Source organism: Streptomyces sp. H27-H5, assembly GCF_026627505.1.
Classification (GTDB): Bacteria; Actinomycetota; Actinomycetes; order Streptomycetales; family Streptomycetaceae; genus Streptomyces.
The window spans coordinates 110,084-131,535 of sequence record NZ_JAPNLK010000012.1 but is presented as its reverse complement, the minus strand read 5'-3'; the positions used below and the strand labels follow the sequence as shown (position 1 = coordinate 131,535).

Genomic DNA, 21,452 nt, shown 5'->3' with positions numbered 1-21,452 from the left:
CCCGGCACGGCACCTCGCCGCGTTGTCGAACCGCCCGAGTACGTCCAGTACAAGCGGCAGTCCTCCGCCTTGCGATGCACCGCACCGGACACCGCGACCCGGCAAACCTTTCCGGCCACAGCACTAGCCGGCGGCCTTGGCGGCGTTGCCGAGCACCTTCGTCGGGGTGATGCGCAGGACCACCCGCACCTGTTCGGCGGGGGCCTCCACGTACTCCTTGCCGCCCCCCGGGCCCAGGTACTCCTCGGCGATCCGGGCCGCCACGGCCCGACCGGTGTCCTCGGTCACCGAGGCGGTGCCGCGGATCTCGGCGTACAGGAAGGGGTTCGCGAGGTCGAAGACGGTCAGGCCGACCCGCTCGTCGCGGACCAGGTTGCGTTCCTTGCGGCGGCCCCGCTCGGTGGAGACCAACAGCTCGTCGCCGTCGCGGGACACCCAGACGACCGAACTCTGCGGTCCGCCATCGGGGTTGATGGTCGTGAGGACGGCGGGATGCGGCGCGTCCAGCAGCCCCCGCACGGTGTCGTTCAGCTCAACAGTCATGCGCGCGAGCCTAGTCGGGGACCCCTCGCGGGCGGCTCGGTTCGCGTACGACGATCCGATTGACCGAGGTCCCCGCTCAGCCCCACGGCAGGTTCACCCAGGGGCTGCCCGGGTCGTTCGTCAACTCCCGGTGCACGGTGACCATGTCCGCGTACCAGTGGCCGAACTCCTCCTCGTCGAACTGCATGCACCGCCCCAGGACGAACCCGGCGGACAGCTCCTCCCACGAGCGGTACGCCAGCCGGCAGGCCTTCCCCGCCCGGACGACGGCCCGCTCGGTCTCCTCCAGGCTCCCGAAGCGGGCGCCCAGACCCCAGCGCGCCATCTGGGAGGCCCGCCCGAAGTCCCACGCCTCGACGGAACGCACGTACGCGCCCCCGCTCAGCACCCCGTCGGCCCGGAAGCGCTGCTCGTAGCGGGCGATCCGCCCGATGACCCGCTGGAGGCCCGCTATCTCCCCCTCCACCTCGGCGGTGGGCCGGGGGCGTGCGACGGTCACCCCGTCCGGGGTCAGGCGCGGCTCGGCGGCCCGCTCCGCGTTGGCCCGCAGGGTGGAGGCGGTGGCATGGCGCCAGTGCTCGACGTCCACCGGCCCGGCGAACTCCTTGGCCAGGGCGACGCGCACGCGCAGCGCGAACTCCCACACCGGGCTGACCACGTCGGCGGTCAACAGCCGCTCGGTCATGCCCAGCCACTCCTCGCGGGTGGTGACCCCCCAGGACTCCCGGAGCTTCTCCCGCTCCAGCGAGTAGCCCTGACCGTGGTAGGCGAGCGCGTTCCAGAACGTTCCGGAGCGCACCGACAGGTGCGCGCCGCAGGCCAGCCCGAAGGCGACGGGCCCGCGCAGGGGGCCGCCGAGGTGGAGGGCGTGGACCTTGTCGCGTTCCAGCCCGGTGTAGTCGCGCGGGCGCCGCTCCACATGGAACTTCCAACTCGCCGCGTGCGCGGGCGAGATCGGCAGGAACACCTCGAAGGGAGTGCCCGGGTTGACGGCCAAATAGGGGACCGCGCCCGACGGATAGCAGTCGGCGAACCAGTCGAGGCTCGCGATGTCGAAGACCAGGTCGGGGGTGGGCGCGGGCAGCATGCCCTCGGTGAAGGCGATGTAGGCGTGCGCCTGGACCTGCGGGAACCAGGTCCGCTCGGGCCGGACCCGGGTGGGATGGGCGTCGAGGAACGCACGGGACTGCGGGACGAGGAGGCGGGCCCGCGCCAGCACGTCGAGGAGGCCCGGCCAGTTCCCCGCGGCCCTCGCCTCGTGCAACTCTCGTTCGATGACGCTCGGCGCGGTCCAGGTCCCCATGCGGAAACCCTAGGCCCTGTCGTCCGCACCCCCGCGCCCGCCTCCCGGGGCGTACGACCCCCGTGCCACCGCGCGACCTCGCGGACCCCCTTGACGCCCCCCGCCGGCAGGGGGACGCTCCCGGGTCTCGCTCGCATCCGTACGGGCGATCGCACACTGGGGGGCCGGTATGCCGCAGGAGTATGTCCGGACGGCGGGGGAGTTGCGGGCGCGGCTCGCGGAACGGGGGGCACGCTGGTCGGTGACCGAGCACCTGGCCGACGCGGAGCGCGTGCCCCGCGCCGCGCTGGGCCTGGAGCCGGGGGCGAACCTGACGTCCGCCGAGGAGGTGGGGACCGTCGATCTGCGGGGGCTGATCGGGCGGGCCAGCGGCAATCCGCACCTCACCCGGCGCAGGGCCGCGCACGGCCTGCTGCCCGGGTCCGGGAGGTCGCCGGCGGGGGCCCGGCCGGCCGCCGTGGACTGGCGGAGCCGGTGGGGTTGGCCCTGGCTCACGAAGGTGAAGGACCAGAACCCCTGCGGGTCGTGCTGGGCCTTCGGGGCGGCCGGGCTGGTGGAGTCGATGGCCCGGATCGAGCACGACGTGTGGGCGGAGCGGTCGGAGGGGGACGTGCACGACGGGCTGAAGTTCACCTGCGGGCAGGGCTCCGACCCGGAGACCGCCCTGGACTGGATCACGACCCACGGCGGGCTCGCGGACCCGGACTGCTGGCCCTACTCCACGCCCCCGCCCGGCCTGCCCGTCGAGCGGCGCGAGGCCTGGGGGGCCGAGTACACGCCCAGTTGGGATCGTTCGGGGCGCACGGTGCGCGTCACCGAGTACGTGCGCCTGGGCGACACGGAACAGCAGAAGGTGTGGCTGGACACCGTAGGCCCGCTGACGGCCTGCTTCGACGTGTACGACGACTTCTTCGGGCTCGGCGCGGGCGTGTACCACCGCACCAGCGACGGACTCGCGGGCGGACACTGCGTGTTGATCGTCGGCTACGACGACGCGGCCGGCTGCTGGCTGTTCAAGAACTCCTGGGGGACCGGCTACCACGTCGGCGGCTACGGCCGCATCGCCTACGGCGAGGTCGACATCGACCACTGGGCCAAGTGCGGGCTGCGCGACACCAACATCGACCCGTGGAGCAAGCGCCGCCTGCACACCGGCAACGTGTACGAGAGCGGCAACGGCCGCGCCCACCGCAACTTCGAGCTGCTCGCCGGCACCGGCGCGGGCGCCCTGCGGCACTGGTGGCGCGAGGGGGAGGCACCCTTCGCCTGGTCCCGGGCCGGCACCTTCGCCGGGGACGCCTCGGGCCAGCCCGCCTTCACCGGCACCACCTACAACCGGAACATGGAGTCCCTGCACGTCACCACGGGCGGCCGGCTCCGCCACTGGTACTACGAGCAGTCCGGCGGCGCCTGGCGCGACGGCGGCGCCTTCGGCCCGGGCGACGCGGCGGTCGGCTCGACGCCCGCGTTCATCCAGAGCGACTACGGCAAGCCGGGCAACTTCGAGGTGGTCGTCCGGACCGCCGACGGCCGGCTGAACCACTGGTGGCGCATCAACGGCGCGCCCTGGACCTGGAACGACGGCGGTCGCTTCGCCTCCGGCATCGCCCACTACGGTCCGGCGCTGGTCCAGACCCGCGGCCGGCACCTCGACCTGGTCGCGGCCCGCGACGACGGTCGGATGCAGCTGTGGTGGCGCGACGACCCCAACGGCTTCGTCTGGCGCGCCGGCGAGGTCTTCGGCAGCGGGATCGTCTCCGCGCCGTGCCTGATCGAGGGCCAGTACGGGGCCGTCGACGAGGACACCGCAGGGAACTACGAGTTGTGCGTCGTCGCCGAGAGCGGCCGGGTCGAGCACTGGTGGCGCGGGAACGCCGCGGGGGCCGCCTGGGCCCGCGGCGCGGTCTTCGGGCACGACGCGCTGGCCGTCACCGGGATGCTCCAGGGCAGTTTCGGGTTCAACCTGGAAGTCATCGTCCTGCGCACCGACCGCCTCCTCCAGCACTACTGGCGCGACGGCGCGGGCTGGCACGAGGGGCCGGTGATCGGCCCGGCCTGAGAGGGGCCGCGCGGATGGAGGTACGGAGCATCGTGCTCGCGCCGGGCGAGACGTACGAGCTGCGGCTGACCGGGCGCGGGGCACGCGGGTACGTGTGGACCTGGCAGGTCGGCGGCGACGCGGACACCGTCTCGGTGACGCAACCGGTCGGGCCGGGGCCCGGGGCGGCCCCACCGCTGCCGGGGGCGGCGGTGGAGCGGGTGTACCTGGTGCGGGGGCTCGGCGCGGGCGGCCGGGCGCGGGTGCGGTTCGCCCAGGTCCGGCCGCCGTACCCGCAGGAGGCCCCGTACGACGAGTTCCTGCTGGAGGTGGAGGTCAGCGACCGCCGGGGCGGGACGGGCGGGGCTTGAGAGCCCAGTGTTGTACCGCTTCGAGCGGGCCCCGCTCGAAGCGGCGCAACCACAGGGCGGAACCGGCCACCAGGGTGAGGGCGACGCCCGCCCACAGCCCCATCACCCACCAGGGGCCGGTGCCCGCGAGGCGCCCGGCGAGGCCCAGGCCGAGGCCGTAGCAGAGCAGGAGGCACAGCAGGTTCTGGGCGACGTAGCAGGACAGGGCGGTGCGACCGACCGAACCGAGGGCGCCGGTCACCACCGCGGGAACCCGCAGGCGGTCCAGGGCGATCCCGATCAGCCCCATGTAGCCGACGGCGATGAGCGGGGCGATCGCGTAGCGGCCCAGGACGAAGTACGCGTCGCCGCCGAGCGCGGCCGCGATCCCCGCGGGCATGCCGAGCCCCAGTCCCCAGGCGGCCATCCGACCCCGGATCCGCCGCCCGTCGGCGGTCGGGGCGAACGCGCCCGCGCGGTGCAGGCGGACGCCCAGCAGGAAGAGGAACACGAGCAGACCGAAGCTGAAGACGGGCTCGATGCGCAGGATCGCCGCGTGCTGGAGGCGGAAGGCGATCTGTTCGGCCCAGGTGCCGTCGGCGTACAGCGCCACCGTGTCCGGGTCGGGACCCTTCGGGGTGCCCTCGGGTCCGGCCGCGGAGGCGACCGTCACCAGGGTGATCAGCGCCAGGTGCGTCCCGCCGGCCACCCACATCGCGCGCCGCCGGACCTTCTCCGGGCGGGCGAGCAGCCAGGCGACGAGGAGCGCGGTGACGGCGTAGCCCATCAGTACGTCCCAGGCGAAGATCAGCAGGAAGTGCAGGGTCCCTTCGAGGAAGAGGAAGGCGGCCCGGCGCCCGTACCGGCCCGGCCAGGGGGCGCACCGGCGCGCGGCGGAGTCGTACTGGATGGCCAGGCCCACGCCGAACAGGACCGTCAGCAGGGCCAGGAACTTGCCGTCGGCGAGGAAGCGGAAGAGCGCCTCGGCGAGGTGGGCGGGGGTGGGGTCCGCGAGGACGTCGGGGGCTCCCAGGCCGCCTTGGACGACACCCCATTCGGAGCCCGGCGAGGCGAAGATCCACACGTTGGTCATGAGCGTGCCGAGGATCGCGGCTCCGCGCAGGACGTCGAGGAAGGGGAGCCGGGTCGTCGTCACCGGCGGTGCGAGCAGGGTCTCGGACATGACTCCAGCGTCTCGGCGGCCGGGGCGGCGCACGTCCTGCGGGTGAACGAAGCCGGGGTACATCCTTCGATGCAGCGCCGGGGCCGTCGTCTCGTCCCCACCCCGCGCGATCCCTCCTTCGACGTCCGGATGTGACGTCCGGATGTCGTGTCCGGATGGTGGACGGGGAAGGTCGTTGCACGCTTCATGTATCTATCCTGTGCGCATGCCATCCGCCGCCACCGCCGTGACCGCCGCCGACCGGGTCTACCGACACGTCAAACAGGGGGTCCTGGACCGCCGCTTCGAAGGCGGCGTCCTCCTCACCGAGGGCGAGGTCGCCGAGGCCGTCGGCGTGTCCCGCACCCCGGTCCGCGAGGCGCTGCTGCGGCTGGAGACCGAGGGGCTGCTGAAGCTGTACCCGAAGAAGGGCGCGCTGGTGCTGCCGGTCTCCGTGCAGGAGATCGCGGACGTCATCGAAACCCGGCTGCTGGTCGAGGAGTTCACCGCCCGCAAGGCCGTGCCCGCGCCGCCCGCCCTGCTGGACCGGCTCGCCGCGCTCATCGGGGAGCAGCGCCGGCACGCCGCCGAGGGCGACCTGGTCGCGCTGATGGCCGCGGACCGGGGCTTCCACGCCGAGATCGTGCGCCACGCCGGCAACCAGATCCTGTGTCGGCTCTACGACCAGCTCCGCGACCGCCAACTGCGCATGGGCGTCGCCCTGTTGCACGCCCACCCCGAACGGGTGGAGCGCACCCTCGTCGAACACACCGAGATCCTGGACGCGTTGCGCTCCGGGGACGCGGAGGCGGCAGCCGCCGCCGTACGGGCGCACGTGGGCCGCGTCGAGGCGCTGGTGCGGGGGGACGTTCGATGAGCGCCCCCGTGCCCGCCCCGCGGAGCGCCCCGCCCCTTGACCCGCCCGGCGGGCGGAAGGCCCTGGCCGTCTGGTCGATCGGCGTCGCCGTCTACTTCGTCGCGGTCATCTTCCGTACCAGCCTGGGCGTCGCCGGACTCGAAGCCGCGGACCGCTTCCACGTCAACGCGTCGGCGCTCTCGACCTTCTCGCTGCTCCAACTGCTGGTGTACGCGGGCATGCAGATACCCGTCGGCCTGATGGTGGACCGGCTCGGCACCAAGAAGGTGCTGACGCTCGGCGCGGTGCTGTTCACCGCCGGACAGATCGGCTTCGCCCTCTCCCCCTCCTACGGGATGGCACTGGCCGCGCGCGCCCTGCTCGGCTGCGGTGACGCCATGACGTTCATCTCCGTGTTGCGGCTCGGGACCCGCTGGTTCCCGGCCCGGCGCGGCCCCCTGATGGCGCAACTGGCCGGGCTGGTCGGCATGGCCGGCAACCTGGTCTCCACGCTGGTGCTCGCACCCGTGCTGCACGGCGTCGGCTGGGTGCCCGCCTTCGCGGGCAGCGCGGTGGCCGGGCTGATCGTGCTGGTCCCGTTGACGCTGTTCCTGCGGGACCACCCCGACGGCCACGCGCCCGCCCCGGTGAGCGCCTCCGGGACGCCGGGCGCGGGCGGGTTCGTACGCCGCCAGATCGCCGCGTCCTGGCGGGAACCCGGCACCCGGCTCGGCCTGTGGGTGCACTTCACCACCCAGTTCCCGGCGATGGTGTTCCTGCTGCTGTGGGGCATGCCGTTCCTGGTTGAGGCGCAGGGGCTGTCGCGGACCACCGCCGGCGGACTGCTCACCCTCGTCGTCGCCGCGAACATGGGCTTCGGGCTGCTCTACGGCCAGCTCGTCGGGCGCCGCCAGTCCGCGCGGATCCCGCTGGCCCTGGGCACGGTGGGGGTGACGGCCCTGTTGTGGGCGTCGGTCCTGGTGTACCCGGGCGACCGGGCCCCGATGTGGCTGCTGGTCGTCCTGTGCGTGGTGCTCGGCACCTGCGGACCGGCTTCGATGATCGGCTTCGACTTCGCCCGTCCGGCGAACCCGGCCGAACGGCAGGGAACGGCCTCAGGGATCACCAACATGGGCGGCTTCCTCGCCTCGATGACCACCCTGCTCGCGGTCGGCGTCCTGCTCGACGCCACCGGCGACAACTACCGGATCGCCTTCTCGTCGGTGTTCTTCCTGGAGGTGCTGGGCATCACCCAGATCCTCCGCCTGCGGGGGCGGGCGCTGGCCCGGGAACGGGAACGTGCCCACGAGCGTCGGCCCGTCGTCCCGGCGCCGTCCGGCGAGCCCGACCCGTCGCACCCCTCCGGTCCCGTCGCCCCGGCGTCCGCGTCGGCCTGAACCGGCCCGGGGCGGGGGTCCTGGGAGCACGGGGTCACGGCGCCGCGCGTCACGGCGCCGCGCGTCACGGGGTCACGGGGTCACGCGTCAGGGGGTCACGGAGAAGTGCGCCAGGATGGCGTCCGCGAGGTCGGGGTCGCCCTCGATCTTCACGCGGTCGGCGACCGCGCGCGGCCGTACCCGGCCCCCCGCGAGACGGACGTACGTCTCCCAGTCCATCGTCAGCGTCACGGCCGGCCCCAGCGACGGAGACTTGTCCAGGGTCCCCTGCCCCGCCGCGTCCACCCGTACCGTCCGCATGAACTCCAGCGCGCCGTGCACGTCCAGCACCACGGCGGAGTTCGCGGGCGCCCCCGCCTTCTTCGCCACCACCTTCGGCAGCCCGGCCAGCAGCATGTCCCGTGCCACGTACGCGCCCGGCGAGTCCCAGTTGCCCGGCGCGCCCAACGCCGCTCGCAGGTCCTGCTCGTGCATCCACACGTCGTACGCCCGCAGCCGCAACGCCAGCTCCAGCGTCACCTGCTCGCCCAGCGGCCCGCGCACCATCGTGGCCGGGTCCCGCTTCTCGTTGCGCAGCTGCCGTGCCCGACGGATGACCGTGTACTCCAGCTCCGAGGTCATCTCCGGTGCGGTGTGGTGGCGCCGCACGTCAACCTGCACCTCCATGTACCGGGTGAACTCGTCCACCACGTGCCGCAGATCCCGCGGCAGCGTGTGGATCGGCCGGGGGTCGCCGAGCTGCTCGCACTCGATGCCGATGACGTGTGACACCACGTCACGGACGGACCAGCCGGGGCACGGGGTCGCCCGGTTCCACTCCCCCTCGGGCAGGGGAAGGACCAGCTCGGATATCGCCTCGATGGAATGGGTCCACGCGTCGGCGTAGGGCTGAAGGCTGGGATGGACGGTCAACGGGACCCCTCGCGTGCTGTTCAGTGGCGCGTTGTGGACTATTCCCAAAACTACGCTGCCGGTGAGCACCCCGGCAGTGCTTTCGTGTGACGATCGTAGGCCCGAGTTGAGGGCTACAAGTCCAGGACGGTGGTAGTGTGCGCGCCTCATTGATCCAAATCGCGGTGAACGACGGGGAGTCGGTGTCCTCCCGGCGGACGCGGGTGGCCGAACTCGTACGGGAACAGAGCGGCTCCGACCTCGTCGTGCTGCCCGAACTGTGGACGGTCGGGGCGTTCGCCTACGAGCAGTTCGAGACCGAGGCCGAGCCGATCGACGGCCCCACCTACGAGGCGATGTCCAAGGCCGCGCGCGACGCGGGGGTCTGGCTGCACGCGGGCTCGCTGGTGGAACGCGCGGGCGACGGCTCGCTCTACAACACCGCCCTCGTCATCTCCCCGGCGGGCGAGCTGGCCGCGACCTACCGCAAGATCCACCGCTTCGGCTTCGACCAGGGCGAGGCGGTGCTGATGTCCCCCGGCGACTCCCTGACCACGGTCGCCCTGCCGGAGCAGAACCTCGGCATCGCCACCTGCTACGACCTGCGCTTCCCGGAGCTGTTCCGGGGCCTGGTCGACGCCGGGGCGACGACGATGGTCGTGGTCGCCGGGTGGCCGGCCCGGCGCCGCTCCCACTGGACGCTGCTGAACCGGGCGCGGGCCGTCGAGGACCAGTCGTACGTCCTGGCGTGCGGGCTGACCGGCACCCACGCGGGCGTCGAGCAGGCCGGGCACAGCCTGGTCGTGGACCCGTGGGGCGAGGTACTGGCGGAGGCGGGAACCGGCGAGGACGTGCTCACGGTGGACCTCGACCCGGCGAAGGTCGCCGAGACCCGCGAGCAGTTCCCCGCGCTCAAGGACCGCCGGATGGGGCGGTAGGCCGTCTCCTTCGGGGTAGAGGCGCATCGGTGGTACCGGGTACGACGGGAAGCGGGCGTGGCGTGCTGGAAGCGGACGGCAACGAGAGCGGTCGGGACGGCGCCGGGGGCGCCGGGGCGGCGGCCGAGGACGCGCGGGACACCGAGGCCGTGATCGAGGCGGCCCTGGAGCCCCACGAACCCTCGGCCGGGGAGGTCGTGGCCCGCGACCGGGTCCGTGCCAAGGCGGAGGGCATGGCCCATCACGAGGCCGCCGCAGCCCTGGAGGCCGCCCTGAAGTCCGCCGGCGACCTGTCGCGGGCCGATGCCCCGACCCGGGCGGCGGTCGCGGAGTGGCAGCGCCTCACCGACCTCCTCCTCGACCACGGCGGCCCGTACAGCACCGGGTCGGACGCCTACGTACAGGGACAGCTCACCGCCCGGGACAGCCACAAGCACGACCGGGTGGCCGGCCGGGCGTCGGGCTAGGCGGTCCGGTGGTCCGGGTGGTCCGGCCGTCCGGGCCGCCCCGTCAGTCGTCCTCGTCCCGTTCCTTCTCGGCCATCCGGATCACGCAGACCGCGACGGCGATCAGCAGCGCCGCGTCCGCGTCCTCCCGGACCACGTCGACGGCGTACGTCTCGCGGATCCGGTACCACTGGCGGGAGATCAGCGCGAGCAGCTCCCCGTCGTACTCGACCTTGAACTCGCGGTCGAGGATCCGGCCGCTGACGTCGACCTCGGTGCCCTCGGCCAGCGTGACGCGGTAGTGGTTGCGCAGCAGCGAGAGGCGCTTGCGCCGGATCACGGCGAGGCGCCGCCCGTCGCGCTCCAGGGTCATCGCGTCGCGGAAGGAGAACCACTTCTCCCGCAGCGTGATCAGGATGTGCCCGTCCGGATCCTTCAGCTCCAGGGTGTCCCGCATCCGCAGGGCTTTCCCGTCGACGAGGAAGGCGTGCCGGCCCTCCTCGTCCTCGATCCAGTAGTCGTCGCCGATGGCGAGCACTTTGTCCCGTACGAGGTATTTCATGCCCTGATCCGTGCCCGCGATAGGTTGCGTGCATGCCTCTGCTCTTCGTGACCGACCTGGCCTACCCGGCGCGCGGCCGCCGCTACTGCGACGAGGACATATTCCTCACCTCCCGGCTCCGCGAGCACTTCCCGCTCGCCCTGTGCCATCCGCTCGACGCGGAGCGGCTGATGCCCGGCTTCGACGCCGTCGTGGTCCGCAACAGCGGTCCGGTCCTGCACTACCAGGAGGCCTACGACTCCTTCCGCGCCGCCGCGACGGCCGCCGGGACGCGGGTCTACAACCCGATGACCGGCCGCGGTGACATGGCCGGCAAGCAGTACCTGCTCGACCTGACCGAGGCCGGCTTCCCGGTGATCCCGACCGTCGACGACCCGGCGCTGCTGCACCGGCTGCCGTCGGTTCCCTCGTACGCGGTGAAGCCCAAGCAGGGCGCGGACTCCATCGGGCTCACCTTCACCGCCGACCCGGGCGGGGTGCCCGCCGGCGAGTTCCTGATCCAGCCGCGCGTCGACTTCGCGTACGAGGTGTCCTTCTACTTCGTCGACGACGCCTTCCAGTACGCCCTGTACGCCCCGGACCCGGCCCGCCGCTGGGAGTTGGAGCGCTACGAGCCCACCGCGGCGGACCTGGACTTCGCCCGGTCCTTCGTCGCGTGGAACACCCTCGCGCACGGCATCCAGCGCGTGGACGCCTGCCGCGCCCCCTCGGGGGAACTGCTGCTGGTCGAGCTGGAGGACCTGAACCCGTACCTGTCCCTGGACCTGCTCCCGGAGTCGGTCCGGGAGTCCTTCGTGACGGCCCTCGTGGCCTCGCTCAGGACCTTCACGGAAGCCGGCGACTGAGGTCGGACCGGCTGTCAGACCCGGGTGCCAGGCTCCTCCCATGGACAAGCAGACCTTCTGGAAGCTGATCGAGACGGCCCGCGCGGACGCGGGTGACGAGGGGGTGGCGCGGCGGGCGTCGGAGCTCCTGGCCGGGTACCCGCAGGGCCGGATAGCCGCCGCCCAGCAGGTGGTGTGGGACCTGCTGGCGGAGTCCTACCGGGCCCCGCTCTGGGCCGCCGCGTACCTGATCAACGGTGGCTGCTCCGACGACGGCTTCGACCACTTCCGCGGCTGGCTCCTCACCCAGGGCGAGGCGGCCTTCACGGCGGCCCTGGCCGACCCCGACTCCCTGGCCGACCACCCGGAGGTCCGCGCGGCGGCCTCGGCGGGCGAGGAACTGCGCGACGAGGAGGCGCTCTCCATCGCCTGGACCGCGTACGGGCTCGCCACGGGCCGGGAGCTCCCGGCGGACTCCTTCACGATCAGCTACCCGACCCTGGACCCGGACTGGTCCTTCGACTTCGACGACACCGCGCAGACCGCCGCCCGCCTGCCCCGCCTGAGCCTCCTGCTCGCCTCGGCGTGACCCCGAAGGCGGCCCCTGCCCGGCGCGGTCCTACAGCCCGGTGGTGTCGAGTTCGAGGTCGAACGGCTCTGGCAGCCGCACCGGCGTCCCGAAGGGGTGGGGGCCGTCGGTCCGCGTGTAGCCGAGCCCGCCCGGCTCGGAGAAGACGGTGACGGTCTTCTCCACCCGGTCGACCAGCAGGTACAGGGGCGCGCCGTACTCGGCGTACCGCTTGCGGTTGACCACGCGGTCGGTCTCCGCGTCGAACTCCGAGGTCACCTCGACGATCAGGAGCGTCTGGTCGGGGACGAGGGCGTCTCCGCCCCTGGCCAGTTCCCGGGGTGCGACGGCGATGTCGGGGACGTACCAATTGGGCGAGCCGGGCAGATCCAGATTGCCCGAACCGGTGACGCAGCCGAGTTCTCGGACCCGCGGTGTGATCTGATCACGGATCTCTTCGGCGGCGCGCTCGTGATCCCAACTCGATGTCACTTGCGTGATGAGCCCCTCGACGATCTCCGTTCGGTCACCTCTTTGGTGCTGGATCGCGTACTTCAGCGCGTGCTCGGGGGCGTTCCCCCGCCGTAAGCGTGTGATCCGGCGTTCATATCAGGATGGCAAGCTTGAAGCATGAACGATGCCGTCCCGGCGCCCACCCCCGCGCCCCGCCGCAGTGCCCGAGTCCGTGCCCCCGAGCTGATCGGCAAGGGCGGCTGGCTGAACACCGGAGGCAAGGAACTCACCCTTGCCGACCTGCGAGGACGCCTCGTCGTTCTCGATTTTTGGACCTTCTGCTGTGTGAACTGCCTGCACGTGCTCGACGAGCTGCGGGAGCTGGAGGAGAAGCACCGGGACACTCTGGTGATCATCGGTGTGCACTCGCCGAAGTTCGTGCACGAGGCCGAGCACACCGCGGTCGTCGACGCCGTCGAGCGCTACGGGGTGCACCACCCCGTGCTCGACGACCCCGAGCTGGCGACCTGGAAGCAGTACGCCGTCCGGGCCTGGCCCACGCTCGTCGTGATCGACCCCGAGGGGTACATCGTCGCGCAGCACGCCGGCGAGGGGCACGCCCACGCCATCGAGCGGCTGGTCGAGGAGCTGGAGGCCGAGCACGAGGGCAAGGGGACCCTGCGGCGCGGTGACGGGCCGTACGTGGCGCCCGAGCCCGTGGCGAGCGACCTGAGGTTCCCCGGGAAGGCGCTCGTGCTGCCCTCCGGGAACCTCCTGGTGTCCGACTCGACCCGGCACCAGCTCGTGGAGCTGGCCCCGGACGGGGAGAGCGTCGTACGGCGCGTCGGCGGTGGGGCGCGCGGCTTCGGGCCGGACGCCTTCAGCGAGCCGCAGGGTCTCGCGCTGCTGCCCGACGGCCGGGTGGTCGTCGCGGACACCGTCAATCACGCGCTGCGGACCTTCGATCCCGAGAGCGGGGTCGTCGAGACCGTCGCCGGGACCGGCCGGCAGTGGTGGCAGGGTTCGCCCACCTCCGGTCCCGCCCTGGAGGTTGACCTGTCCTCGCCGTGGGACGTGGCCTGGTGGCAGGGCAAGGTGTGGATCGCGATGGCCGGCGTCCACCAGCTGTGGACCTGGGACCCGGAGTCCGACACCGTCGAGCTCGCCGCCGGCACCACCAACGAGGGGCTGGTGGACGGGCCCGCCGCCGAGGCCTGGTTCGCGCAGCCCTCCGGGCTCGCGGCCACCGAGGACCGGCTGTGGATCGCGGACTCCGAGACCAGCGCGGTGCGTTACGTCCACCGCACCGACACCGGCTACGCGATCACCTCCGCCGTCGGCACCGGCCTCTTCGACTTCGGTCACCGCGACGGCCCCGCCGGGCAGGCGCTGCTCCAGCACCCGCTCGGGGTGACCGCGCTGCCCGACGGCTCGGTCGCGATCTGCGACACGTACAACCACGCCCTGCGCCGCTACGACCCGGCGACGGGCGAGGTCACCACGCTGGCGACCGACCTGCGCGAGCCCAGTGACGCCGTGTTGGTCGGCACGGACATCGTGGTCGTCGAGTCGGCGCGGCACCGGCTGACCCGGCTGCGTCTGCCGGAGGAGGCGGTACGGGTCGACGCGGTCGCGCACCGCACGCAGCGGGCGGCGACCGAGGTGGCCCCCGGCCGGCTGCGCCTCGACGTGGTGTTCCAGGCGCCGAGCGGGCAGAAGCTCGACACCCGCTACGGCCCCTCGACCCGGCTGCTGGTCTCCTCGACCCCGCCGGAACTGCTGGCGGCGGGCGAGGGCCCGGGCAGTGACCTGTTCCGCGAGCTGGAGTGGAACCCGGACGTCACCGAGGGCGTGCTGCACGTCTCGGCGATGGCGGCGTCCTGCGACGACGACCCGGCCAACGAGTACCCGGCCTGCCACGTCCACCAGCAGGACTGGGGCGTGCCGGTGAAGGTCACCGCCGGCGGCGCGGACCGCCTGCCGCTCGTCCTTGCGGGGATGGACGACTGATCCACGGACCGGGCCCCTCGGGACGGTCAGGACTTCAGCAGGACGTCGAGCAGCCGGTCCGCGAACGCGGCCGGCCGCTCGACGCAGCCGACGTGTCCGCCGGGGAACTCGGCGAGCCCGACGCCGAGTCGGTGCGCCAACGCCTCGGCCGGGCGTCGCAGGAGCAGCCCGCGCGACTCCTCGCCGGCCGCCGGCACCAGCCGGTCGGCGTACGAGGCCAGCGCGTCGAGGTCGGGCAGGTGCCCGGTGAACTGGCGCAGTTGGTGTTCGAGGAAGAACGGCGCGTTCGCCGACATCCGCCGGAACACCTCCGGCGGCGGCGGGGTGTGCGCGGCGGGGGCGCGGTGCTCGCCCCCGGCGTCGCCGCCCGTACCGCCCCCGGCGGCGTCGCCGCCCGTGCCCGCCGCCATCACGGCCATCGCGGCCTCGACGCCGCGCTCGCGGTGGGCCTCCACCACCGAGGCGAAGAAGCTCCGCTGCTCCGCGGCGTCCGGCAGCAGCTCCACCAGCGGCGGCTCGTGCGCCACCACCCGTCGTACCAGCGCCGGGTGACGCTGGAGCAGGTCCACGGCGACGATCGCGCCGGCGCTGATGCCGAGGACGTACGCCGGTTCGTCGGTGACCGCCGCCAACAACAGCGCCGCGTCGTCGGCCTGTTCGGCCGGGCTCTGGTCCACGGGCGGTCCGTCGAGCGGGCTGCGCGTGGTGCCGCGCGGGTCACAGGCCACGACCGTGAAGTGGTCGGCGAGGGTGTTGGCGAGGGGGTCCCACACGGCGGCGTCGGCGCCGCCCCCGGGCAGGAGCAGCAGGGCGGGACCGGAGCCGCGGGTCTCGTAACGGAGGGTGGCGCCGGGGACCTTGAGCGTGTGGACGTGCATGGTGCCGCAACCTTTCCTAGGGCTTCTAGGTTTTAACCTAGCCCTTCTAGGGTCTTGGCGCACGGAAAAAACCCCGCCCCGGACGGGTCCGGGACGGGGTCGTGGAGCGGGGGCGGTCAGCCCTCCAGGAACGCCGCCAGAGCGTTGGCCAGCAGGAACGGGTCGTCCGCGCCGCACAGTTCACGGGCGCTGTGCATCGACAGGATCGCCACGCCGATGTCCACGGTCTGGATGCCGTGCCGGGCGGCCGTGATCGGGCCGATCGTCGTGCCGCAGGGAATGGAGTTGTTGGAGACGAAGGTCTGCCACGGCACCCCGGCCCGCTCGCAGGCGTCCGCGAAGACCGCCCGTCCGCTGCCGTCCGTCGCGTACCGCTGGTTGACGTTCACCTTGAGGATCGGTCCGCCGTTGGCGCGCGGGTGGTGCGTCGGGTCGTGCCGCTCCGCGTAGTTGGGGTGCACGGCGTGCCCGGTGTCCGAGGACAGGCAGACGGTGCCGGCGAAGGCCCGCGCCCGGTCCTCGAACGTGCCTCCGCGCGCGAAGACAGAACGTTCCATCACGTTGCCCAGGAGCGGGCCGTCCGCGCCGGTGTCCGACTGCGAACCGCTCTCCTCGTGGTCGAACGCGGCCAGGACCGGGATGTGGCCCAGGGGCCTGTCCGAGCGCGCCGCCGCCGCCAGCGCCGCGACGCCCGCGTGGACCGAGATCAGGTTGTCCATGCGCGGTCCGGCGAGCAGTTCGCGGTCGCGGCCCAGGTACGAGGGCGCCTCGATCGAGTGGACCATCAGGTCCCAGCCCGCCACCGAGCCCTGCGGCAGGCCCTCTTCCTCCTCCAGGAACGCGATCAGATCGCCCTCCCGCACCTCGCCCAGACCCCAGATCGGCTGCATGTGGCGCTGCTTGTCCAGCTTGAGGCCGTCGACGTTCACCGACCGGTCCATGTGCACGGCCAGTTGCGGCACGCGCAGCAGCGCGCGGTCCACGTTCACCAGGCGCTCGGTGCCGTCGCGCAGCGTCAGCCGCCCGGCCAGGCCGAGGTCCCGGTCCAGCCAGGTGTTGAGCAGCGGTCCGCCGTAGACCTCGACGGCGATCTGACGCCACCCCTGGGAGCTCATGTCGGGGACCGGCTTGACCCGCAGGTTGGGGGAGTCGGTGTGTGCGCCGACGATGCGGAACGGGGTGTGCGCGGCGGCGCCCTCCGGCACGTACCAGGCGACGATCGCGCCGCCGCGGAGCACGAACCTGCCTCCCGAGCCCGCGTCCCAGGCGTCCGTTTCCGACACCTGCCGAAACCCTGCCTCCTCCAACCGCGCCGCGGCGTTGGCCACGGCGTGGTACGGCGATGGACTCGCCGTCAGGAAGGTCATCAGATCGTCGGTGTGGCCGCGATCGAAGCGGGTGGGAGAGCTCATGTGGTTCACCTTAACGACGGTCGTGTTCGCCTTGGCCGGGCTGCGGCGGATGGCAAGGGGTCGGGGCGGCGCGGGATGTGTGGTCCGCGATCCCGTCGTCCTCAGCCCGGCGGACGCTCGAATCTGCGCTGCAACTGCCGACGCTCGCCCCGGCGGATGCGCGGGAGCATCTCGGGGGTCTGCGCCGGTCGCTGCGCGCGTCTTCTGCGTCCGGCGCAGAAGATACAGGCCTCACCCGGCGGGGCGTCGGGGTCGATCGGCGCACCGGGGTGCTCGGAGCACCCCGAGGCGTTCCGCGGCCGGGACAGTTCCCGGGCCACGATGAAGGCGCGGTGCAGGTCGTCCGCCATCCGCACGAACTCCTCCGGCGGGGAGGAGAGACCCAGGTGGAAGCGCCGGTCCTCGATCGTGCGGAGGAAGGCGCGCAGCGCGTCGTGGGTGTACGGGGGGTCCGGCACGGGATAGCCGAGCCGTCGCTGTTCCCCGGCGGCGGGTGCCGCGCCGGCGGGCCGGCCGCCCTGGCCGCGCAGTCCGAGGCGCCGCCGGTCGTTGCAGATCAGGCAGCGGCCCCAGCCGTCGGGGGCCTCGGGGTCGAGGGCGCCGTTGGGATGCTCGGAACAACCGGTGTAGCTCTTGGCGGGCGCCAGCCCGGACGCGGTCTGGAAGGCGATGTAGAGGGCGTCGGCGACGCCGTCGTACTCGGCGGGGTGGGCGCCGTCGTACAGCTCCCGCATGTGGTCGCCGAGGCTGCCCAGGGTCGCCTGCAGCTCCTTGAGGGCGTACGGCCGCCCGGTGGGGACGGAGTACCCCCTGCTGCCGTGCTGATCCTGTGGGCTCATGCCTACGAGCGTCCCATGAACGACCGACAACGGAAGAACGGCCCCGTGGAAACGGCGCGGGCCGGACCCCGTGACGGGATCCGGCCCTTGCCGGCGTACGTACACCGCGTACAGCTGTGAGGTGCCTCCGAGGCTTTGCCGACAGGACCTAGAAGGCGGCCTCGTCGAGCTCCATGAGGGTGTTGTCCACCGACTCGGCCAGCGTGCGCTGGACCGAGACGCCGGGGAGGACCTCCGCGGCGAAGAACTTCGCGGCGGCGATCTTGCCGGTGTAGAAGGGGACGTCCTTCGCGGAGGCCGTCGCCAGCTTCTCGGCGGCCACGGCCGCGCCCTTGAGCAGCAGGTATCCGACGACCACGTCACCGGAGGCCATCAGCAGGCGGGTGGTGTTCTGGCCGACCTTGTAGATGTTCTTGACGTCCTCGCCGGTGGCGGTGAGGTCCACGATCATCTGGCCGACGATGGCCTCCAGGTCCACGGCGGCCTTGGCGAGCGCGTCGCGGGCCGGGGCGAGGTCGTCGCCGCCGACGGCCTCGGCGAGGAACTTCTTGATCGTCTCGGAGAGCACGTTCAGGGAGGCGCCCTGGTCGCGCACGATCTTCCGGAAGAAGAAGTCCTGGCCCTGGATCGCCGTGGTGCCCTCGTAGAGGGTGTCGATCTTGGCGTCCCGGATGTACTGCTCGATCGGGTATTCCTGGAGGTAGCCGGAGCCACCGAAGGTCTGGAGCGACTGCGCGAGCTGCTCGTACGACTTCTCCGAGCCGTAGCCCTTCACGATCGGAAGGAGCAGGTCGTTCAGGCCGATGAGCGCGGAGGCGTCCTCGCCCGCGGCCTGCTTGACCTGGATCTCGTCCTGGACGGAGGCGGTGTACAGCACGAGGGCGCGCATGCCCTCGGCGTACGCCTTCTGCGTCATGAGCGAGCGGCGCACGTCGGGGTGGTGCGTGATGGTGACCTTGGGGGCCGTCTTGTCCATGAAGTTGGCCAGGTCCGGACCCTGCACGCGCTCCTTGGCGTACTCCAGGGCGTTCAGGTAGCCGGTGGAGAGCGTCGCGATGGCCTTCGTGCCGACCATCATGCGGGCGAACTCGATGATCATGAACATCTGGCGGATGCCGTCGTGCTTGTCCCCGATCAGCCAGCCCTTGGCGGGGTGCTGGTCGCCGAAGGTCATCTCGCACGTGTTGGACGCCTTGAGGCCCATCTTGTGCTCGACGTTCGTCGCGTAGACGCCGTTGCGCTCGCCCAGCTCGCCGGTCTCCCAGTCGAAGTGGAACTTCGGGACGAGGAAGAGCGACAGGCCCTTGGTGCCCGGGCCGTGGCCCTCGGGGCGGGCGAGGACGTAGTGGAGGATGTTCTCCTCCATGTCGTGCTCACCGGAGGTGATGAAGCGCTTGACGCCCTCGATGTGCCAGGAGCCGTCGTCCTGCTGCACGGCCTTGGTGCGGCCGGCGCCGACGTCCGAGCCGGCGTCCGGCTCGGTGAGGACCATGGTGGAGCCCCAGCGCTTCTCGACCGCGATCTCCGCGACCTTCTTCTGCGCCTCGTTGCCCTCTTCGTAGAGGATGCCGGCGAACGCCGGGCCGGAGGAGTACATCCACACGGCCGGGTTCGCGCCCAGGATCGTCTCGGCGAAGGCCCAGATGAGCGAGCGGGGCGAGGTGGTGCCGCCGATCTCCTCGGGCAGGCCCAGGCGCCAGTACTCGGAGTCCATGAAGGCCTTGTAGCTCTTCTTGAAGGACGCCGGGACGGGCGCGGTGTTCGTGGTCGGGTCGAAGACCGGCGGGTTGCGGTCGGCGTCCTCGAAGGAGGCGGCCAGCTCGTTCTCGGAGAGCCGGGTCATCTCGCTCAGGATGGTCTTGGCGGTCTCGGTGTCCATCTCACCGAACGGGCCGGTGCCGTACAGCTTGTCGCGGCCGAGCACCTCGAAGAGGTTGAACTCGATGTCGCGGAGATTCGACTTGTAGTGCCCCATGGCGACGGCTCCGTTAAGGCTCGGGGAGACAGGTTCCTCGTACATACCAATCGGTAACATCATGATGCTACCCGTCGGTAATAACAAGCAACCCCTTACCGGTGACTGTGACCAGCATCAAGCCAGAGTGACTGGAGTGCCGCCGGAAGCCCAGACCCGTGCGGGGCCGGGATCTCGGGCGCCGGGCGGGTCCGGGGAGGCGGTCGCGGGGCGGGTCCGCGGGGGCGGCGGGCTACGGGGGCGGGAGTTCGGCCCAGACGGTCTTGCCGCTGTACGGGCCGGGACGCACGCCCCAGCGGGCGGCGACGGCGTCGAGCACGGCCAGGCCCCGACCGCCCTCGTCCTCGTCCGTCGCCCGGCGCAGGACGGGCCACATGCGGGGGTCGGGGTCGCTGACCTCCACCCGGGTGCGGCCCTCGGCCGTGCGGGTGATGGCGAGGGTCACGGGAGTGCCCTCTCCGACGTGCACGATCACGTTCCCGACCAGCTCGCTCACGCAGAGCTGGAGGTCGTGGCAGGGCGCGTCCACGTGCGCCCGCACAGCCCGCCGCAACGCCGACAGCTCCTGCGGCAGCGCGAGCACCCCGGCACGGAACGGCCTCACCGGCGCGGGGCCCGGTTCAGGGTGGCGGCGAGGGCGCGGGCGGTGGCCGGGTTGCACGACCCGAGGGCGAGCAGGGTCGGCGTGCGGTGGGTCGCGGCGTAGGAGGGAAGGTGCAGGTCGAGCGAGGGGAGCGTGATCCCGTGCGCGGTCAGCGCACTGCGGAGCTCGGTCAGTGCCTCGATGGCGAGGCGGTCGCCGACGTGGTCGCTCATGGGGGGGCATCCGTTCCTGTGCGGAGTGTGACGAAGCCCTCACAGCGTGGGGTCGCGGTGCGTACCGTGGGAAGGGTTTCCGGTCCACGGCGCGAGGTGTGAAAGGGCGGGCTGCGACGATGGCCGCACGCAAGGACATTGACGGCTCGGCGGGCGTTCCGGCCTTCTACGGGAAGGAGTTGCGCTGGCAGCGGGAACGAGCCGGACTGACGCTCCAGGAGACCGTGGAGGGCAGCTTCTACGGGGTGAGCTACCTCAGCGAGATCGAACGGGCCCAGCGGCGCATGCCCTTGGATCTGGCACGGCACGTGGACCGGGTGCTGCGCACGGACGGCTTCTTCGAGCGGTGCTGCGAGGACGTGCGCAAGGCCCGGCAGGGCGCGCACGCGTCGTACTTCGCTCCGGTCGCGGAGTCGGAGACGCGGGCACGAACGATCGAGGGGTGGGCCAACGCGGTCATCCCCGGGCTCTTGCAGACCGAGGCGTACGCGCAGGCGACTGTCTACGCGACGCATCCGCTGGAACTGCCTGAGCAGGTGGAGGCGAAGGTGCGGCAGCGCATGGAACGAAGCCGGCTGTTCGAGGCGCCGCAGCGGCCCGAGTACTGGGTGATCCTGCACGAGTCCCTGCTGCGGCACACGATGCTTCCTCCTGCCGGGATGGCCGAGCAGTTGGATCTGATCGCCACCCTGGCCAGGCGCCGCCGGATCGTTCCACAGGTGCTTCCGTGGAACGGAACCGTGTCCCTCCTGGGCATGCTCCCGGTCACGCTCATGGAGTTCGACGACCAGCCGCCGGTCGTCTACACGGAGGGCCCGTATCACGGTCAACTCATCGACGATCCGGCCCTCGTGAGGCAGTACGCCAAGGCTTACGATCGCCTCAGGGCCGCCGCGCTGTCATCGGAGGCGTCTCTTGCCATGATCGAATCCACGGCTGAGGAACTCCGCAATGGCAATCACGCAGACTGACTTGGACAGCGCCGTCTGGCGCAAGAGCAGTTACAGCAACGGTGACGGCGGCGACTGCGTCGAGGTCGCCGACGGCGTCACCGGTCTCGTACCGGTCCGGGACTCCAAGCGTCGGCACGGCCCCGCCGTGATCGTCACGGCCGCCGCATGGGTTCCGTTCGTGCGGGCGCTGAAGGCCGGGGAGCTGTCCGGCTGAGGGTGGTGGCCGGTACCGGCGGGT

At 72.1% G+C, this 21,452-nt stretch carries 23 protein-coding genes; 11 read left to right on the top strand and 12 right to left on the bottom strand.

Features of this window, described 5'->3' with window-relative positions:
• Positions 1 to 123: 123 nt before the first annotated feature.
• Positions 124 to 543: a PPOX class F420-dependent oxidoreductase gene (locus OTB19_RS08405; protein WP_267797414.1), complete on the bottom strand. Its 420-nt coding sequence runs from the start codon at positions 541 to 543 to the stop codon at positions 124 to 126.
• Between the two features lie 76 nt (positions 544 to 619).
• Positions 620 to 1,846 carry a DUF1266 domain-containing protein gene (locus OTB19_RS08400; RefSeq protein ID WP_267797413.1) on the bottom strand — a complete coding sequence of 409 codons (1,227 nt, stop codon included), beginning with the start codon at positions 1,844 to 1,846 and terminating at the stop codon, positions 620 to 622.
• 169 nt (positions 1,847 to 2,015) lie between these two features.
• On the opposite strand from OTB19_RS08400, the gene OTB19_RS08395 reads away from it, so the two are divergent.
• Positions 2,016 to 3,905 carry a C1 family peptidase gene (locus OTB19_RS08395; RefSeq protein WP_267797412.1) on the top strand — a complete coding sequence of 630 codons (1,890 nt, stop codon included), beginning with the start codon at positions 2,016 to 2,018 and terminating at the stop codon, positions 3,903 to 3,905.
• A gap of 14 nt (positions 3,906 to 3,919) precedes the next feature.
• Positions 3,920 to 4,255 (top strand): protease inhibitor I42 family protein, encoded by a 336-nt coding sequence (locus OTB19_RS08390; RefSeq protein WP_267797411.1) that lies wholly within the window; start codon positions 3,920 to 3,922, stop codon positions 4,253 to 4,255.
• Here the strand turns inward: OTB19_RS08390 and OTB19_RS08385 are convergent.
• Positions 4,221 to 5,417: a DUF418 domain-containing protein gene (locus OTB19_RS08385; protein WP_267797410.1), complete on the bottom strand. Its 1,197-nt coding sequence runs from the start codon at positions 5,415 to 5,417 to the stop codon at positions 4,221 to 4,223. The two genes, OTB19_RS08390 and OTB19_RS08385, sit on opposite strands and share 35 nt — an antisense overlap.
• A gap of 205 nt (positions 5,418 to 5,622) precedes the next feature.
• Here OTB19_RS08385 and OTB19_RS08380 point away from each other — a divergent pair, with 205 nt between their 5' ends.
• The gene (locus tag OTB19_RS08380; RefSeq protein ID WP_267797409.1) at positions 5,623 to 6,273 is read left to right on the top strand and encodes a GntR family transcriptional regulator; all 651 of its coding nucleotides are present in this window, start codon (positions 5,623 to 5,625) and stop codon (positions 6,271 to 6,273) included.
• Positions 6,270 to 7,649: an MFS transporter gene (locus tag OTB19_RS08375; RefSeq protein ID WP_267797408.1), complete on the top strand. Its 1,380-nt coding sequence runs from the start codon at positions 6,270 to 6,272 to the stop codon at positions 7,647 to 7,649. The genes OTB19_RS08380 and OTB19_RS08375 overlap by 4 nt, the downstream gene beginning before the upstream one ends.
• A gap of 87 nt (positions 7,650 to 7,736) precedes the next feature.
• On the opposite strand, the gene OTB19_RS08370 is transcribed toward OTB19_RS08375, so the two are convergent.
• Complete coding sequence (locus OTB19_RS08370; RefSeq protein WP_267797407.1) at positions 7,737 to 8,561, bottom strand: maleylpyruvate isomerase family mycothiol-dependent enzyme; 825 nt, start codon at positions 8,559 to 8,561, stop codon at positions 7,737 to 7,739.
• A 137-nt stretch (positions 8,562 to 8,698) separates the two neighbouring features.
• On the opposite strand from OTB19_RS08370, the gene OTB19_RS08365 reads away from it, so the two are divergent.
• Positions 8,699 to 9,478 (top strand): carbon-nitrogen family hydrolase, encoded by a 780-nt coding sequence (locus OTB19_RS08365; RefSeq protein ID WP_267797406.1) that lies wholly within the window; start codon positions 8,699 to 8,701, stop codon positions 9,476 to 9,478.
• 62 nt (positions 9,479 to 9,540) lie between these two features.
• Entirely contained in the window at positions 9,541 to 9,945 is a 405-nt protein-coding gene (locus OTB19_RS08360; protein WP_267797404.1) for a hypothetical protein, read from the top strand.
• 43 nt (positions 9,946 to 9,988) lie between these two features.
• Here the strand turns inward: OTB19_RS08360 and OTB19_RS08355 are convergent, their stop codons facing one another.
• On the bottom strand, positions 9,989 to 10,486 hold the full coding sequence (locus OTB19_RS08355) for an LURP-one-related/scramblase family protein (RefSeq protein WP_267797401.1): 498 nt from the start codon (positions 10,484 to 10,486) through the stop codon (positions 9,989 to 9,991).
• A 32-nt stretch (positions 10,487 to 10,518) separates the two neighbouring features.
• Between OTB19_RS08355 and OTB19_RS08350 the strand changes: the two genes are divergently transcribed.
• Both OTB19_RS08350 and OTB19_RS08345 read left to right on the top strand, forming a co-directional pair.
• A complete protein-coding gene (locus OTB19_RS08350) occupies positions 10,519 to 11,331 on the top strand; it encodes a hypothetical protein (RefSeq protein ID WP_267797399.1) in 813 nt (270 codons plus the stop codon).
• 40 nt (positions 11,332 to 11,371) lie between these two features.
• Positions 11,372 to 11,899 carry a DUF4240 domain-containing protein gene (locus OTB19_RS08345; RefSeq protein WP_267797397.1) on the top strand — a complete coding sequence of 176 codons (528 nt, stop codon included), beginning with the start codon at positions 11,372 to 11,374 and terminating at the stop codon, positions 11,897 to 11,899.
• 30 nt (positions 11,900 to 11,929) lie between these two features.
• Here OTB19_RS08345 and OTB19_RS08340 read toward each other — a convergent pair whose 3' ends face one another.
• Positions 11,930 to 12,475, bottom strand: a complete 546-nt coding sequence (locus tag OTB19_RS08340; RefSeq protein ID WP_267797420.1) for a Uma2 family endonuclease — start codon at positions 12,473 to 12,475, stop codon at positions 11,930 to 11,932.
• A gap of 33 nt (positions 12,476 to 12,508) precedes the next feature.
• Here OTB19_RS08340 and OTB19_RS08335 point away from each other — a divergent pair, with 33 nt between their 5' ends.
• Positions 12,509 to 14,341, top strand: a complete 1,833-nt coding sequence (locus tag OTB19_RS08335) for an NHL domain-containing thioredoxin family protein (RefSeq protein ID WP_267797396.1) — start codon at positions 12,509 to 12,511, stop codon at positions 14,339 to 14,341.
• 26 nt (positions 14,342 to 14,367) lie between these two features.
• On the opposite strand, the gene OTB19_RS08330 is transcribed toward OTB19_RS08335, so the two are convergent.
• From OTB19_RS08330 to OTB19_RS08305, 6 genes are all read right to left on the bottom strand, one after another.
• Entirely contained in the window at positions 14,368 to 15,219 is an 852-nt protein-coding gene (locus OTB19_RS08330) for an alpha/beta fold hydrolase (protein ID WP_267797395.1), read from the bottom strand.
• Positions 15,220 to 15,335: 116 nt separating this feature from the next.
• Positions 15,336 to 16,631 carry a M18 family aminopeptidase gene (locus tag OTB19_RS08325; protein ID WP_267797394.1) on the bottom strand — a complete coding sequence of 432 codons (1,296 nt, stop codon included), beginning with the start codon at positions 16,629 to 16,631 and terminating at the stop codon, positions 15,336 to 15,338.
• Between the two features lie 101 nt (positions 16,632 to 16,732).
• Positions 16,733 to 17,470 carry a hypothetical protein gene (locus OTB19_RS08320; RefSeq protein WP_267797393.1) on the bottom strand — a complete coding sequence of 246 codons (738 nt, stop codon included), beginning with the start codon at positions 17,468 to 17,470 and terminating at the stop codon, positions 16,733 to 16,735.
• A 148-nt stretch (positions 17,471 to 17,618) separates the two neighbouring features.
• A complete protein-coding gene (locus tag OTB19_RS08315; RefSeq protein WP_267797391.1) occupies positions 17,619 to 19,445 on the bottom strand; it encodes an acyl-CoA dehydrogenase in 1,827 nt (608 codons plus the stop codon).
• 232 nt (positions 19,446 to 19,677) lie between these two features.
• A complete protein-coding gene (locus OTB19_RS08310) occupies positions 19,678 to 20,028 on the bottom strand; it encodes an ATP-binding protein (protein ID WP_267797390.1) in 351 nt (116 codons plus the stop codon).
• A gap of 17 nt (positions 20,029 to 20,045) precedes the next feature.
• Positions 20,046 to 20,261 (bottom strand): hypothetical protein, encoded by a 216-nt coding sequence (locus OTB19_RS08305; protein ID WP_267797388.1) that lies wholly within the window; start codon positions 20,259 to 20,261, stop codon positions 20,046 to 20,048.
• Positions 20,262 to 20,380: 119 nt separating this feature from the next.
• Between OTB19_RS08305 and OTB19_RS08300 the strand changes: the two genes are divergently transcribed.
• The gene (locus OTB19_RS08300) at positions 20,381 to 21,232 is read left to right on the top strand and encodes a helix-turn-helix domain-containing protein (RefSeq protein WP_267797387.1); all 852 of its coding nucleotides are present in this window, start codon (positions 20,381 to 20,383) and stop codon (positions 21,230 to 21,232) included.
• Positions 21,213 to 21,428, top strand: a complete 216-nt coding sequence (locus OTB19_RS08295; RefSeq protein ID WP_267797386.1) for a DUF397 domain-containing protein — start codon at positions 21,213 to 21,215, stop codon at positions 21,426 to 21,428. Before OTB19_RS08300 ends, OTB19_RS08295 begins: the two co-directional genes overlap by 20 nt.
• Positions 21,429 to 21,452: the final 24 nt, after the last annotated feature.